Source organism: Streptomyces sp. NPDC048484 (assembly GCF_040651415.1).
In the GTDB taxonomy this organism is placed as follows: domain Bacteria; phylum Actinomycetota; class Actinomycetes; order Streptomycetales; family Streptomycetaceae; genus Streptomyces.
In genome coordinates this window covers 36,610-49,007 of record NZ_JBEZJY010000057.1, presented here as the reverse complement: position 1 = coordinate 49,007, position 12,398 = coordinate 36,610, and the positions used below count along the sequence as shown (strand labels likewise).

The following is a 12,398-nucleotide window of genomic DNA, read 5'->3' as shown; positions in this document are numbered from 1 at the left end:
CCGTTGCGTTGAGAGGCGCACGGCGGGTGCGGGAAGCGGTCCGGAGAAACGGACCGGCCGAAAGGCCGGAACCGCGCTCCGGGCCGACTTCACGGGGCGGAGCTCACGGATACCGGTTTCGATGCCAGCGTGCTGTGCAGGTTCCGGGCCCGGCTCGCGGACAACGGTATGGAGCGGGTGGTCTTCGACCGGCTCCTCGATCACTGCAAGGAGGCCGGCCTGGTGGCGGCCGGGGGCAAGCAGCGCACGGATTCCACCCATGTGATCAGTGCGGTGAGGGACTTGAACCGTCTGGAGCTGGCCGGGGAGAGTGTGCGGGCGGCCCTGAAGGCCCTCGCGGTCGCGGCCCCGGCCTGGCTGGCCGGACACATCAACGTGACGGAGTTCGCCGAGCGGTACGGGCCGCGGGTCGACGGCTGGCGCATGCCGCCCTCGCAGACGAAACGTGACCGTCTCGCCCAGGTCTTCGGGCAGGACGCCCTCGCCTTGTGCCGGGCGGCTTGGGCCGATGACGCTCCGGCCTGGATTCGCGAGATCGAGGCCGTGGGCTTGTTGCGGCAGGTCCTCGTGCAGACCTACATCGTCCGGATCGATGCCCGGGGACGGCAGGTGATCAAGAAGCGGAACGCCGACGACGGCGTCCCGCCCGGTCAACTCCGCCTGGCCTCCCCCTACGACTCCGACGCACGCTGGGCGGCCAAGGGCGACGACCTGTTCTGGATGGGCTACAAGATCCATCTCACGGAAACCTGCACCACCCTCCCCGACGCCGACGCCGACGCCGACGCCGACGCCGACGCCGACGCCGACGCCGACGCCGACGCCGACGCCGACGCCGACGCCGACGCGGGGGCAGGGGCAGGGGCGATGCCGAATCTGATCACCGACGTGCACACCACCGACGCGACCGTGCCGGATGTGAAGGCGACCGCCCCGATCCAGCGCAAGCTCGCCGAGCACGGAGTCAAGCCCGGCGAGCACTACCTCGACTCCGGCTACCCGTCCGCCGACCTGATCACCAAGGCCCTAAAACAGGGCATCCGCATGGTCACCCCGGTCCTCCTGGACCACTCTGCCCAGGCCGAGGCCGCCGAAGGCTTCGACAAGAATGCCTTCACCATCAACTGGAAGACCCGCCAGGTCCGCTGCCCCGCCGGCAGGACCAGCTCCCACTGGAACCCGGTGAAGCAGCACGGCACAGACGCGATCGTCATCACCTTCAGCGTCCTGACCTGCCGCAACTGCCCTCTCCAGAAGCAGTGCACCACCTCGAAGACCGGGCGCCGCATGCTCACCCTGCGGCCCGAGGAACTCCACGAGAACCTCGCCCGGGCCCGCGCCGAGCAGAGGACCGACACCTGGAAGAACAAGTACGCCCTGCGCGCCGGAGTCGAGGGCACCATCAACCAGGCCCTCGACATCACCGGCATCCGCCGGGCCCGCTACCGCGGCCTGCCGAAAGTCCGCCTCCAACACGCCTTCTCCGCCACCGCACTCAACGTGATCAGGCTCGACGCCCACTGGACCACGGGCCCTCTCGACCGCCCCCGCATCAGCAGGCTCGAACGACTCAGCTACCGACTCTCCGCCTGAACGAATTGCGCAGCAGAGTCCTGGCCTCGTGCAAAGCGACACGACCTGCGAGGGACACGGTGTCTGCTGACACAACCGCCGATCAGCTGGATCTTCTTGACGCCGAGTGCCGCGGCCTCGCTGATGACCCTCTTCCAGTCGTCGCCGGTCATGACGCCATGCCCCTGGGTCGGGCCCGCTTCCGCGTAGCAGTGCAGCCCGCACGTGAGCTGACAGCGCCGGGTGATCTCCAGCTCAAGGAAGCCGGGGATAAGAGGGATTGTCGGGCATCCGGGTGCGATCGTCACGAACCGTTCCCTTCGGTGGGGTTCCACGGTGGATCAGCCGAACTCTTCGGGGAAAGAGCCCGGCCAATTCTTCGGTGCTATTCGGAGAGGAGTCCCTCGGCGGTCTTGGCCAGGAGTCCGGCGGACGTACTGCTGTCGTGGTTGAGCACCAGGGCGCGGCGCGGCAACTGCGCGAGCCGGTCGGCCAAGTCGGTGGCCGGGGCAGTGTTCTCGGGGGCGAGCCGGAAGATGTCCGGGTAGCGGTCCTCGGTCTTGCCGGTGAAGAAGTCCTCCTCGCCCAGGCCGCGCGGGGCATCGGCGACATGCGGCTCGGCGTCCGCCTCGACTGTCGGGAACAGCAGGGCGGCGGCGTGCGCCTCGGTGGCGAGCGTCATGCGCAGCAGCGAGGAGAGCTGGTCGGGGAAGAACTGCGGCTTGAGTTCCTTGCCTTTGGCGTTCCAGATCGGCTTGGTGCTGCCGGCGTGCAGTGCGTCGGTGACGCGCTGGTCCTGGGTGGGGTGCATCTGTTCACCGGCCAGGACGCGGGCGCGGACGGGTTCGTACAGGCCGGTCGATTCGAGCAGGCCGAAGCCGATCGCGGCGGCCGACGGCCAGGGCAGGATCCGCAGCCCTCCGGGCTCGGGGCGGACGAACACGCGGTCGTTGGCGAGGAGTTCGTAGCCTTCGCGCGCCAACAGGAGTGCGGTGGTGGTCTTGCCTGCGCCCTTGGGGCCGAAGGCCAGGACGGCCTTGCCGTCGAGGACGACGCAGGAGGAGTGCAGGATGTGGAATCCGGCGCGCAGCAGCTGGCCGCGGACGAGTTCGCGGGCGAGGCGGGAGGCGGCGACCGCGACCTGCTGGGCACGGGCACCGACGATGACGAGCCGGCCGGTGGCCGGCTCGTAGTGGTAGGCGAGGCGCTGGGGGGGCTGCGCGGCGTAGATCGCGCCGTCCTCGTGCCGGGCCACCAGGGTGCGGGCGTTCGCGTAGTCGACCTCGTCGTAGTCGTAGTCGCCGACCAGCCTCTCGATGTCGGCCATGCGCCTGCTGTCGACGTCGGCGAGGAGCAGGGCACCTTCCTCGGTCATGCTGCCGCTGTCCGGCGCCGGGACGTCCACAGTGGTGGCGTTCCACCAGTCGCCGAAGTAGCGCAGAGCCCAGTCGGTGATCTCCTTGGTCTCACTGACGACCGTGACGGCCGCCTGATCGGCGTGGATTCGGGTGGCGCTCAGCACGAGGGGTCTCCTTGAGGAATCTGCTCGAAGGCGGAGTCGAGTTTGGTACGGGCGGCGGCGAACTGCCGCTGTTCATCGGGGTCGAGGTCGGGCAGGCACACGGTGGAGTGGCCCGCGGCGAACCGCAACGGAATTCCGAGCCACACACCGTGGTGGTTGACGGACAGCACCTCGGTGCCGTCACTGATACCAAGGGTCTTTCGGAGCGCGCTCACCACCGCGCCGGCCGGGCCGCAGCGGGTGCGGCCGATCCCTTGGTTGATCCGGCGCGGCCGGGCGGCAAGCTGGCCGCGCACGTACTCCAGCGGCACGTCGACGGGGCGGCCGTTGACCGTGGTGGCCGACGCGCAGATCACCGCGGCGTCGCCGTGCTCGCCGATCACCCAGCCGCGCACGGCGCCCGGTGGAACACGGTGATGGGTGGCCAGCGCCAGGCGGTAGCGGGCACTGTCCGTGCTGGAGCCGATGCCGTACACCCGCGCGTGCTCGCCGACCGTGGTCGCGAAGACGCGCGAGAGGACGTCGACGGGGTTGGTGACCACGATGACGATGCCGGTGTAGCCGGCCAACTCGCGGGCCAGACCGCTGATCAGCGGGGCGTTCGCGGCCAGTCCCGCCATCCGGATGTCGCGGTGGGCGGTGTTCGTGAACACCGCGCGCGGGCACACGACCAGGGCCTGCGCTTCCCGCATCTCGGCAGCCTTGGCGTGGTCCATCCGTACGGAGGACCCGGTGATCTCCTGCATGTCCTCAAGATCGGTGACGAGTCCGGCCGCGGACTCCTGAGTGCGGGCCGCGATCATCACCCGGGTACACCAGCGCTCTTGGACAAGGACGGCGGCCACGCTCTGCCCGACAGCCCCGGCGCCGATCACACCGACCGTGTACCCGCTCACCGCAGGGCCGCCTTCGCCGCCTGGTGCAGGGCGAGCCGCCAGGCCGCCGCGGCATCCGCGTCGGCCAGCAGCAGCGCGCTGACCCGGTCCAGCAGGGTGCACACCGCCTCGACCCGCTCGACCAGGGCCCCGGCGTGCTCGGGCAGCGGCAGACCGGCAGGAGCGGACAGGTAAGTCGTGGTGATGTTGGTCGTGTCCATCAGCCACGTCACCAGCAGGCGCCGCAGATACAGGCCGCGCAGCGCGCGCCCCATCGGCCGCAGCTGCTCATGCACGACGGCCTCGACACCGTCGAGAACGGCTGCCGGCCCGGAGGACAGCGGGGGCGCCGCGATCAGGGCCAGGACGGTGCGGGAGACGAGCTTGGCGGTGTCCGCGTGCTCCGGGCCGCGCTGCAGGCCAGGGTCGATGAACACCGGCAGCTCATCCGGCCCGTCGGGGAAGAGGACGTGCTCGGGCTTGAGGTCGCCGTACAGGACCTGGGCGGCGCCGAGCGGCGGGGCGAGGCGGAGCTTGAGGAGGCGGGCGACGACCTGGCGGAGCACGATCGCGACTCCGCGCCGGGTGCGGTCGTCCAGGCGGGCATCGCCGAGCTGGTCGAGGTAGGCCCGGCCGGAGATGCCGTTGAACTTGCGGCGGAAGGTCGCGTCGATGCCGCGCTCGGTGATCGCGGACCGGTCCGCCTGCTCGGCCACCACAGGACGCTGCAGCACCTCCAGCGCACCGAGCGTCCGAGTCAGTAACTCACCGGTTCGCTCCGGCGACTTGAAGACAAGATCGGCCAGGGTCGGGCCGGTGACCGGCGCGGTGAACAGCACCCCGTCGCCGCATCCGACCGCGCGGGCGACCGCGAGACCACCGGCCGCCAGGGCGTCAAGCTGGGCGGCCTCCCGGGCAAGGAGTGAGGTGGGTGAGGTGCCGTAGGCACGCTGCTCCGTCTTCACCTTCTCCCAACTGCCGCAGGAGCCCCGCATCACGGAAACGAGCGAGACGCCGAGCAGGCTGTGCTTGGCGAACAGCGGGCGCCCGCCGACCGCGATCTGCTGGACGTAGCCGGTGACGCTCGGCGCGTGCCCGCCCAGCACGGTGTCCTGGCCGGGCCACAGCGAGGCCGCCGCATGCTCTATCTGTCCGGCGCAGTAGCCGCTCAGCGCCTCGGTGTCGACGACGGGGATCACCGGTCCTCCTGCGCGCCGGGGTTCGCCAGGTGCTTCTCGCGCCGGGCTGTGGCCTGCTCGACCTGCACCATCAGTACCGCGAACTGGTCCGGATCCAGCACGAGCGCAGTGTTCTCGGTGGACGCGTCCAGCTGGTGCACGGTGATCGGCCATCGGAACTCCTGCGTACGCGGGTCGTAGGTGATGCCTCTGCCCTGTGGAGTGGCATGGGTGATCACTGCGGTGCCTCCTCGTCCAACGGCGCCGGATCCAGCGCGCCCACCCGGCCGGGCCACGGTGATGTACCGGACGGGTGGCTTCGGCGCGTGAGAAGCCGCGTCATGACTCGCATCCAGGCGTGAGGACGGACAGCCAGGCACGTACGGTCTTACCGGTGCCGTCTCCGTGCAGATACCAGTCGACATGAGTGGCGAGTTCCTCCAGCAGGGGCAGACCACGGCCGCGCTCGGGGTGGGGCGTGCTCGGTGCGAACCCTGCGAGCGGGTCGGACACCTCGACCAGGAGCACGTCGGCGTCCAGGACGGCCAGCCGCACCCGCACCTCAGGCCCCGCGGCGTTCGTGTACCGGCACGCGTTGGTGACGAGTTCACTGACGGCCAGCGCCGCGTCCTCGACGTCGCCGTCCCAGCCGAACGCGGGCACGAGCATGCGGGTGTCGGCGCGGGCCAGGCGCGGCGCCGACACGTTCATCGCGTAGGCGCGGGTGATCTCACCTTGCACGGTGGCCGGCTCGCAGGGTTCCGGGGCGTAGGCGTGCGGCAGCGGCGCGCTCCGGGCGACATCCTCGGCCAGCAGTCGCCGGTCTGCCGCCGGTCTTACGTCGGTGGGGTGCATGGGAGAACTCCCTGATCCGTGTGCACGCTCGGGCACTCTCAGCGAGGGCCTTACGAGCGTGGCAACGGGCAGCGGACGGCTCTACCCCCAAACCCGCCCCGGAACGGGTTCCTTCAGTTGACCGCGTTCCTCGGGTTCTCCTCGGATTCACCTCGGAGTAGCCAACTTCTGTCTGCATAGGGCAACTTGATAGGCAGACAGCTCTACCGTCGAAGCAGTGACGTGCCAGGCGAATGGGATGGGGAGGCAACCGTGCTGTTCTTCCGGCTCCTGCTTGAGGAACGCGGCATCAAGAGTGCGGAGGAATTCCTGCCGCCGTACAGAGTGGCGGCGGGCCGTTTGGGACTCGACGCGGAACCCGCCCCGAAGACCTTCGAGGGATGGTTCTACGACGGGCGCCGCCCGCAGCGGCCGTTCCGCCCAATCCTCATAGAGATGCTCGGCTACAGCCTCGACGACCTGTGGACGGATGTCCCCGCAGGGACCACTCCCGCATTCGTCCCGCTGGTCGGCACGTCGCCCATTGCACCCCACGTCGATCCCGGCGTGGACATGAGCGAGATGAAAAGGAGCGGCGCGATGGCCGTTCGACGTGCCCGGAACTACGTCCTGCAGACGGACCGTGACCGACTGGGAGACAACACACTCCCGCTGCTGCACGACCAGATGGCGCGCCTGGTGACCGAATACCCGCGCGTACCGTTGTCGTCGATCTGGGACGATCTCCTCGACGCACAGGACCAGGTGATCCACAATCTGGAGACCGGCAAGCACCGGCCCTCCCAGCTCAGTGACCTCAACTTCATGGCGGGCGTGCTCGCGTTCCTCGTCGCCAAGGGCTTCAACGACATGGAGGACCGGGAGCAGGCCCGCACGATGAGCCTGCTCGCCGGGGCGTTCGCCAAGGACGCGGAGCACCCGGGGCTGATGGCGCTCGTCAACGGTCTGCAGTCCCTCATTGAATACTGGGCGGACCGGCCCGGCGACGCCCTGTTCTACGCGCAGAAGGGCGCGGCGCTCGCCTCGAACCTCAACGGCACCGTGGGCCTGTGGCTGTTCGGTCTGCAGGCCCGGGCCGCCGCGGTCCTTGGCGACGCGGAGACCGTACGCGCCGTGAACCTCAAGGCCCTCGACCGGCGTGCGAACGTCGCCCCCGACGATCTTGATGAGCTGGGCGGGCTGCTCACCTACTCGGCCGTGAAGCAGTCGTACTACTCGGTGGAGGCCGAGGCCCTCCTCGGCCACGCCAGCGCGGGCCTGACCGCTCAGGCGGAGCAGGCTGTCCAAGGGTTCAGGAGTCCCGAGGACCCGAACTGGGCCTTCGGGGATCTCGCGGGCGCCCAGTGCAACCAGGCGCTGATCCTGCTCAATGCCGGCGAGGTGGACGGGGCCGCGCAGGCGATCCGCCCCGTGCTGGATCTGCCGTCCAGCTTCCGCAACGGCGGCATTGTGGTGTCGGCTCAGCGCGTTCGTCAGGCGCTCATGACCAGCCCGGCCCGCACCGCCGTCACCGCCCGCACCCTGCGGGAGGAGATCGCCGTGTACGCCCCTCGCAGGGCGGCGCTGCCCGCGGGGTCCCAGCGATAGGGTTCCGCCCATGCATCCGGTCCAACAATCCGGCCAGCGCCTGCTCCTGCGCGAACTCACCGTCGAAGACGTCGACGCGGTGTTCGCCATCTACGGCAACAGCGAGGCGACAGAACACCTGTCGTTCGAGCCGCGCACACGGGAACAGGTCGGCCAGATCGTTGCCCGGTCGATCGGCTCCGCCACAGCGGAGCCACGCAGCGAGTACGCGCTCGCCGTCGTGGAGCGGGACACCGCCGACATGATCGGATTCGGCCGCCTGGCCCTGGACCCCCACCAACCGCAGGCAGCCACCTTCGGGTTCGCGCTGCGCCCGGACGCCTGGGGCGTCGGCTACGGCGTCGAGACCGTACGACTCCTGCTCAGCCTCGGATTCGACGGCCTCGGACTGCACCGCATCTGGGGCGCCCGCTCACCGCTCAACGAAGCCTCCGCGAAAACCATGACCGCGGCCGGCATGACCGAGGAAGGCGTCATCCGCGAGCACATCCAGAAGGCCGGGCAGTGGCGCGACTCCATCGTCCACTCAATCCTCGAACGTGAGTGGGCAGCGCCCACCGCCGGGACCTAGTCCACAGGCCGCGACGAGGAACGTGTCCCGCTCCTCGTCGACCCCGAACACGCCACCTTCGAGGCGCTCTACGAGTCGTGGGGGTACCGGAACATCGGCGCCCAGCAGGAGTTCCCCGACGCCTCGATCTACGCCACCATGGTCCGCCCTCTGAGCGGAACCAAGGATTGAGCCAGTGAGCGGACAACCGAGAGCACAATCCCCGGACGAGAGAGGATCAGCACGGTGGAAACTCTGATAGATGACGAGCGGAACGAAGCAGAAGCCGCCCTGAACGAAGGCGACTTCGCACGCTCCGCACAACTCTTCTCCCAGTTCCTGGACCACGCGAACGACGAGGACACCCAAACCCTGGCCATCCGCCAGAAGTACGCGCTCGCCCTCTACGGCCTGGCCGACTACACGGCAGGCGAGGCCCAGCTGCACCAAGCGGTAGCAGGCCAGGAAAGGCTCCTCGGCCCGGATCACCCCTCCACGCTGGTCGCCCTGGCCCGGCTTGCTGACGCACTCGGCGAACAGCAGCGGTGGCTGGAGGCACACGCCCTCGCCCACGAAGCCGTCCGCCGCGGCACACTGGCCCTCGGGGCCGAGCACGAGGCCACCCTGAGTAGCCGTCTCACCTTGGCCTGGGTCCTGTACCGCACCGGGCACGAAGATGCAGAACCCTTCATCCGCGAAACAGCGCAGATCATCGACTCCGTCCTGGGACGCAACCACCGGGACAGCTGGGCCACTCACCATCTCCTGATCGAAACGCTCAGGGACTCGGGTCGACATGAGGAGGCAGCGGCCGAGGCACACGACGTCATTGCCACCCGAGAACAGCACCAGGGTGCCAGCCACCCGCACACGCTCCGGGCCCGGGCCGATCTCGCCCTGGTCCTCCACGCGGCCGGCCAGACCTCCGAGGCACTGAACCTGATCGAGGAAGTGCTCGACCTGAGCACCCGGGCACTGGGCCCGGAGCACCCGTACACCACCCGCTGCAAGACCGATCGAGAGATGATCGCCGTGTAGCTGGCGTTTGACGAAACGGTGCGCGCAACTCCCCGTCGTCCAGGCGTTCCCCTTGCCGGACAGCGCCGTTTCAAAGGCTCTGGCATCACACCGCCGAGCTGCTGAAATCGACATTCGCCCCGGCGCCGCATAGCTCGGGCTCGTCACAAATGCGCGTATCAACCGCGTTGCATGGAGGGGTACATGAGAACAGCCAGCATGATCGTGTGGGACATCGCCGCCCTGATACTCGCCGGCGGCGCGGTCGTGGCCGCCGTCTCGTTCGTCCGGCTCGTCGCCTCACGCAAGGAAGACACCCGGCTCGCGGCGATCGACAAGCATTTCCAGATGATGATGGCCGGTGCGAAGGACGCGGAACTGGGCCGGGCGATGACCGGTCCCCGGTTCGCCGACGCGCCCGACGACGAGGTCCGCCAGCACTTCTGGATCAACGCCTGGATGCTGTCGATCGAGGCCCAGTGGCGCGCCGGGATGTTCACCCGTGACCACCTCAAGCTGTCCGCCGAGTACGTCGTGGGCAGTGAGGCGGGGCGCCGCTACTGGGAACGCGCTCGTGAGGCCCGCCAGCGGATCCTCGAAGGGGACCCGAAGCTGGCGGAGCTGCACACGATCTTCGAGACCGCGTACGAAGCCGGAACCATGAACCCCGTGGCGCCTGGCACACATTCGTAAGAGATTCCGGCGACGGAGTTCCGAGACCACGGAGACCAGGCCAGCGCGTGGACGCAGTGCCCCACCATCCCGCTCTCGACCAGGAAGTCTCCTGGCCCACGCTCCGCCTGTGGGTTCGGTGGGACGGCGAGCGCGTCGACGTCGTGTCGTTCGCCCCCGCCCGCGGTGCCCAGGCTGACCAGATCCTGCTGCCGTGCGCCCCGGAGATCTTGATACAGCTGGGGAGGATCTCGCTCGGCGGCAGCCGCGCCTCTCTGTATGCCACCCGCCTGGTCCCAGGAAGCGAGGACCGACGCCTGGTGCTCTGCCCCCGGGGAACGGAAGGCTCGGTCCGGATCCGCGGAACCGTGTCATCGGCAACGGACGCGCTGTACGGAAAGACCCGGGCGGCCATGCTCGCGGTCGGCCAGACGCGGAAAGTCTCTGGGCATCCAGACGAGGCCGCTCAATGGAGAGCGCTGGCCCGTCAACTCCTGATGGCCAAGCGGGCAATCCGTCGCGGGCACAGCGTGCGGGCCGTGTCGGGCGGTCTGCCCACGCTCGGCAAATCCTGATCCGCTCAGCCAGCACAGAGCGGGCCATCCCATTCCTGTTGAGAGTAACCAAAGGGAGCACTGTGCCGTCCGAGCTATTCAGCGCGTTCCGATACCCGACTCCACCATTAGGCGAAGGCGCCGAAGCCGTCGACCGGGCCGGATTGAAGGCGCAACTGGCGGACATCGAGGGCCACATCACCGTGGGGATGGCCGTCGACCGTCTGCACCTGGTGGCCCAGTGGCACGATGGCGGGCACATCATGTGGGACCCGGTTGCCGAAGTGCCGCTCGCGGGGTGACGGCACGACCTGATCCCCCTGATCCGCGCCAAGAGGCTGTGAGCCGCTGGGGCTGCTGTGCCCCGACCCCGTGACCCAGCCGGGCATCCGGCATCCGCGCGTAGATGCGGGCAGCGTCACGCCCGCAATCACCCGGGCCGCGCCGGGTCCTGGGCGGCTGCGGCGGGGTAGATCCCGGGGATGGCGAAGAAGAAGAAAAAGAGGACGAAGCCGGGCTCCTTAACGGGGCCGGCCCAGCCGGCACGCAAGCAGCCGCTCGACGGTGTGCCCGGGCCCGACGGCGTGCGGATCGGGTTTGCGGAACCGGGGGAGGCCGGCACCGTGACCGCCCTGCTGAAGGCGGCCGCCGACGATCTGGAGACCGGTCACCTCGAAGCACTCGCCCGTGGACAGTGCGGGACGTGGCTGCGGGACGCCCTGGACGGCGCCGACCTTGGAGAACTGCTCGTGCGGGCAGCGGCAGCCGGGGAGCTTCAGCGGGCGGCGGGGGAGTTGTCCCTGCCGCTGGTCGCGAGGGACAGGGAGGGCCACGTCGTCGGCGCGCTGCTCGGGGTGCCCTCGGGCACGGTCATCTCCGCGCTTGGCCAGCTGCCGGGCAGCAGGCAGAACGTCCTGCTGTCGATGCTGACGTACGCGAAGATCAAAGCGGTTGCCGTATCCGAGGACGCCCGTCGACACGGGATCGGGGCGGCACTGCTCGCGCGGTGCGTGCAGGTGTACTGGCAGCTGGACTACACGCTGCTGTTCGGCGAGTTCGACGCCGAGCGAGATCTGGGGCCGTACTACACGCGGCAGGGCTTCAGCGTGCTGCAACCCGGGCAGGGCATCGATGTCGGCACCCTGCTCACTGGCAGCCCGTTTCATCTCGGAGCCGGCCCGGGCCTGACCTTGTTCCACCGGTGGCGGCCGCAAGACGCGTAACGGGTGTGCCCGGGGTAGCCGTATCCGCAGCCCTCCGGCAGCGGCCTCCAGATCGGCCCGGTGCATCCGAAACGCCGCAGGCGGTGCGGAGGTGCTCAAGGCCGCTTAGCCTGATCTCGCACCGATAGTTGACCAGTGGAGCGTCCGTAGGACCAAGACGGTGGTGGATGAAGGGGCGCGCCCGCAAGCAATGGATCATGGATCGGCTAGGGCCGACGGGCCCGGGAGGCGATGAGCAGGTGGACGCGAAGTTTGACGCGACGTTCTGGCTCGCCATCGCGGGCATTGCCGGGACACTTCTCGGCGCGCTGCTGGGCCCGGTTCTATCCGAGTGCATGCGCCGCAACAGCGTGCGTGCTGAGCAGTTCTCGGCACAGCGTCTCGTGGTCTATGCGGACCTGTTGCGGGCCACCGCACGGTTCGCCGATAATACACAGACTTGGGCGGTGGCTCCGCTTGAAGAGCTGGCGGAGACCGAGGATGAGGAGCTGAACCGCGTGTTTAGCCTGGTCAGAGTGACCGCCACTCCAGGCGTGTACAAAGAGGTCCGCACGCTGGAGGACGCCGTTCGCGACTTCAACCGACTGTACGCGGACGCCCAGCCCCATCACCGACGCCTTCGCGAGGCTGCCGACCGCGGGGAGGGCTCGGGAGAGGATGGCCTGGCGATAACGCAGCGGATGTCCCTAGGTTCTGCTGCGGAGACTGTGCGAGAAGCCCATCGGCACCTTGAAGAGGTCATCCGCCGGGAAATGCGGCCCTGAAGCAGGCTAGGAGCGAAGCGGCCAGGTAC

14 protein-coding genes and 1 pseudogene are annotated in these 12,398 nt (G+C 69.0%); 9 read left to right on the top strand and 6 right to left on the bottom strand.

Annotated elements, in window-relative coordinates; translation table 11 throughout:
* The first annotated feature begins 129 nt into the window (after positions 1-129).
* Positions 130-1,593, top strand: coding sequence for a transposase (locus AB0D14_RS38595; protein ID WP_362788186.1), 1,464 nt, complete (start codon positions 130-132; stop codon positions 1,591-1,593).
* A gap of 74 nt (positions 1,594-1,667) precedes the next feature.
* Here the strand turns inward: AB0D14_RS38595 and AB0D14_RS38590 are convergent.
* The 6 genes and pseudogenes from AB0D14_RS38590 to AB0D14_RS38565 all read right to left on the bottom strand — a co-directional run.
* Positions 1,668-1,880 (bottom strand): annotated as a pseudogene (locus AB0D14_RS38590) (radical SAM protein); the annotation flags it as partial.
* Positions 1,881-1,957: 77 nt separating this feature from the next.
* Positions 1,958-3,094, bottom strand: a complete 1,137-nt coding sequence (locus tag AB0D14_RS38585) for a hypothetical protein (protein WP_362788183.1) — start codon at positions 3,092-3,094, stop codon at positions 1,958-1,960.
* Positions 3,088-3,990 carry an NAD(P)-binding domain-containing protein gene (locus AB0D14_RS38580; RefSeq protein WP_362788180.1) on the bottom strand — a complete coding sequence of 301 codons (903 nt, stop codon included), beginning with the start codon at positions 3,988-3,990 and terminating at the stop codon, positions 3,088-3,090. The genes AB0D14_RS38585 and AB0D14_RS38580 overlap by 7 nt, the downstream gene beginning before the upstream one ends.
* Complete coding sequence (locus AB0D14_RS38575; RefSeq protein WP_362788177.1) at positions 3,987-5,168, bottom strand: phosphotransferase; 1,182 nt, start codon at positions 5,166-5,168, stop codon at positions 3,987-3,989. Before AB0D14_RS38575 ends, AB0D14_RS38580 begins: the two co-directional genes overlap by 4 nt.
* Positions 5,165-5,386 carry a hypothetical protein gene (locus AB0D14_RS38570; protein ID WP_362788174.1) on the bottom strand — a complete coding sequence of 74 codons (222 nt, stop codon included), beginning with the start codon at positions 5,384-5,386 and terminating at the stop codon, positions 5,165-5,167. Before AB0D14_RS38570 ends, AB0D14_RS38575 begins: the two co-directional genes overlap by 4 nt.
* A 100-nt stretch (positions 5,387-5,486) precedes the next feature.
* Positions 5,487-6,002 (bottom strand): ATP-binding protein, encoded by a 516-nt coding sequence (locus AB0D14_RS38565; RefSeq protein WP_362788171.1) that lies wholly within the window; start codon positions 6,000-6,002, stop codon positions 5,487-5,489.
* Positions 6,003-6,254: 252 nt separating this feature from the next.
* On the opposite strand from AB0D14_RS38565, the gene AB0D14_RS38560 reads away from it, so the two are divergent.
* The 8 genes from AB0D14_RS38560 (at position 6,255) to AB0D14_RS38525 (ending at position 12,369) form a co-directional block, all read left to right on the top strand.
* Positions 6,255-7,589, top strand: a complete 1,335-nt coding sequence (locus AB0D14_RS38560) for a hypothetical protein (RefSeq protein WP_362788168.1) — start codon at positions 6,255-6,257, stop codon at positions 7,587-7,589.
* A 10-nt stretch (positions 7,590-7,599) separates the two neighbouring features.
* Complete coding sequence (locus AB0D14_RS38555) at positions 7,600-8,160, top strand: GNAT family protein (RefSeq protein WP_362788165.1); 561 nt, start codon at positions 7,600-7,602, stop codon at positions 8,158-8,160.
* Positions 8,161-8,385: 225 nt separating this feature from the next.
* A complete protein-coding gene (locus tag AB0D14_RS38550; protein WP_362788162.1) occupies positions 8,386-9,177 on the top strand; it encodes a tetratricopeptide repeat protein in 792 nt (263 codons plus the stop codon).
* Between the two features lie 183 nt (positions 9,178-9,360).
* Positions 9,361-9,849 carry a DUF6082 family protein gene (locus AB0D14_RS38545; protein ID WP_362788159.1) on the top strand — a complete coding sequence of 163 codons (489 nt, stop codon included), beginning with the start codon at positions 9,361-9,363 and terminating at the stop codon, positions 9,847-9,849.
* A gap of 47 nt (positions 9,850-9,896) precedes the next feature.
* A complete protein-coding gene (locus AB0D14_RS38540; RefSeq protein WP_362788157.1) occupies positions 9,897-10,403 on the top strand; it encodes a hypothetical protein in 507 nt (168 codons plus the stop codon).
* Between the two features lie 62 nt (positions 10,404-10,465).
* Positions 10,466-10,684 carry a hypothetical protein gene (locus AB0D14_RS38535; protein WP_362788154.1) on the top strand — a complete coding sequence of 73 codons (219 nt, stop codon included), beginning with the start codon at positions 10,466-10,468 and terminating at the stop codon, positions 10,682-10,684.
* A 180-nt stretch (positions 10,685-10,864) separates the two neighbouring features.
* Complete coding sequence (locus tag AB0D14_RS38530) at positions 10,865-11,605, top strand: GNAT family N-acetyltransferase (protein ID WP_362788151.1); 741 nt, start codon at positions 10,865-10,867, stop codon at positions 11,603-11,605.
* A gap of 239 nt (positions 11,606-11,844) precedes the next feature.
* Positions 11,845-12,369 (top strand): hypothetical protein, encoded by a 525-nt coding sequence (locus AB0D14_RS38525; RefSeq protein WP_362788148.1) that lies wholly within the window; start codon positions 11,845-11,847, stop codon positions 12,367-12,369.
* The last annotated feature ends 29 nt before the right edge of the window (positions 12,370-12,398 follow it).

Coding starts and splice junctions, on each gene's coding strand:
- AB0D14_RS38555 (WP_362788165.1), top strand. CDS start 7,600: ATGCATCCGGTCCAACAATCCGGCCAGCGCCTGCTCCTGCGCGAACTC.
- AB0D14_RS38545 (WP_362788159.1), top strand. CDS start 9,361: ATGAGAACAGCCAGCATGATCGTGTGGGACATCGCCGCCCTGATACTC.
- AB0D14_RS38565 (WP_362788171.1), bottom strand. CDS start 6,002: ATGCACCCCACCGACGTAAGACCGGCGGCAGACCGGCGACTGCTGGCC.
- AB0D14_RS38530 (WP_362788151.1), top strand. CDS start 10,865: ATGGCGAAGAAGAAGAAAAAGAGGACGAAGCCGGGCTCCTTAACGGGG.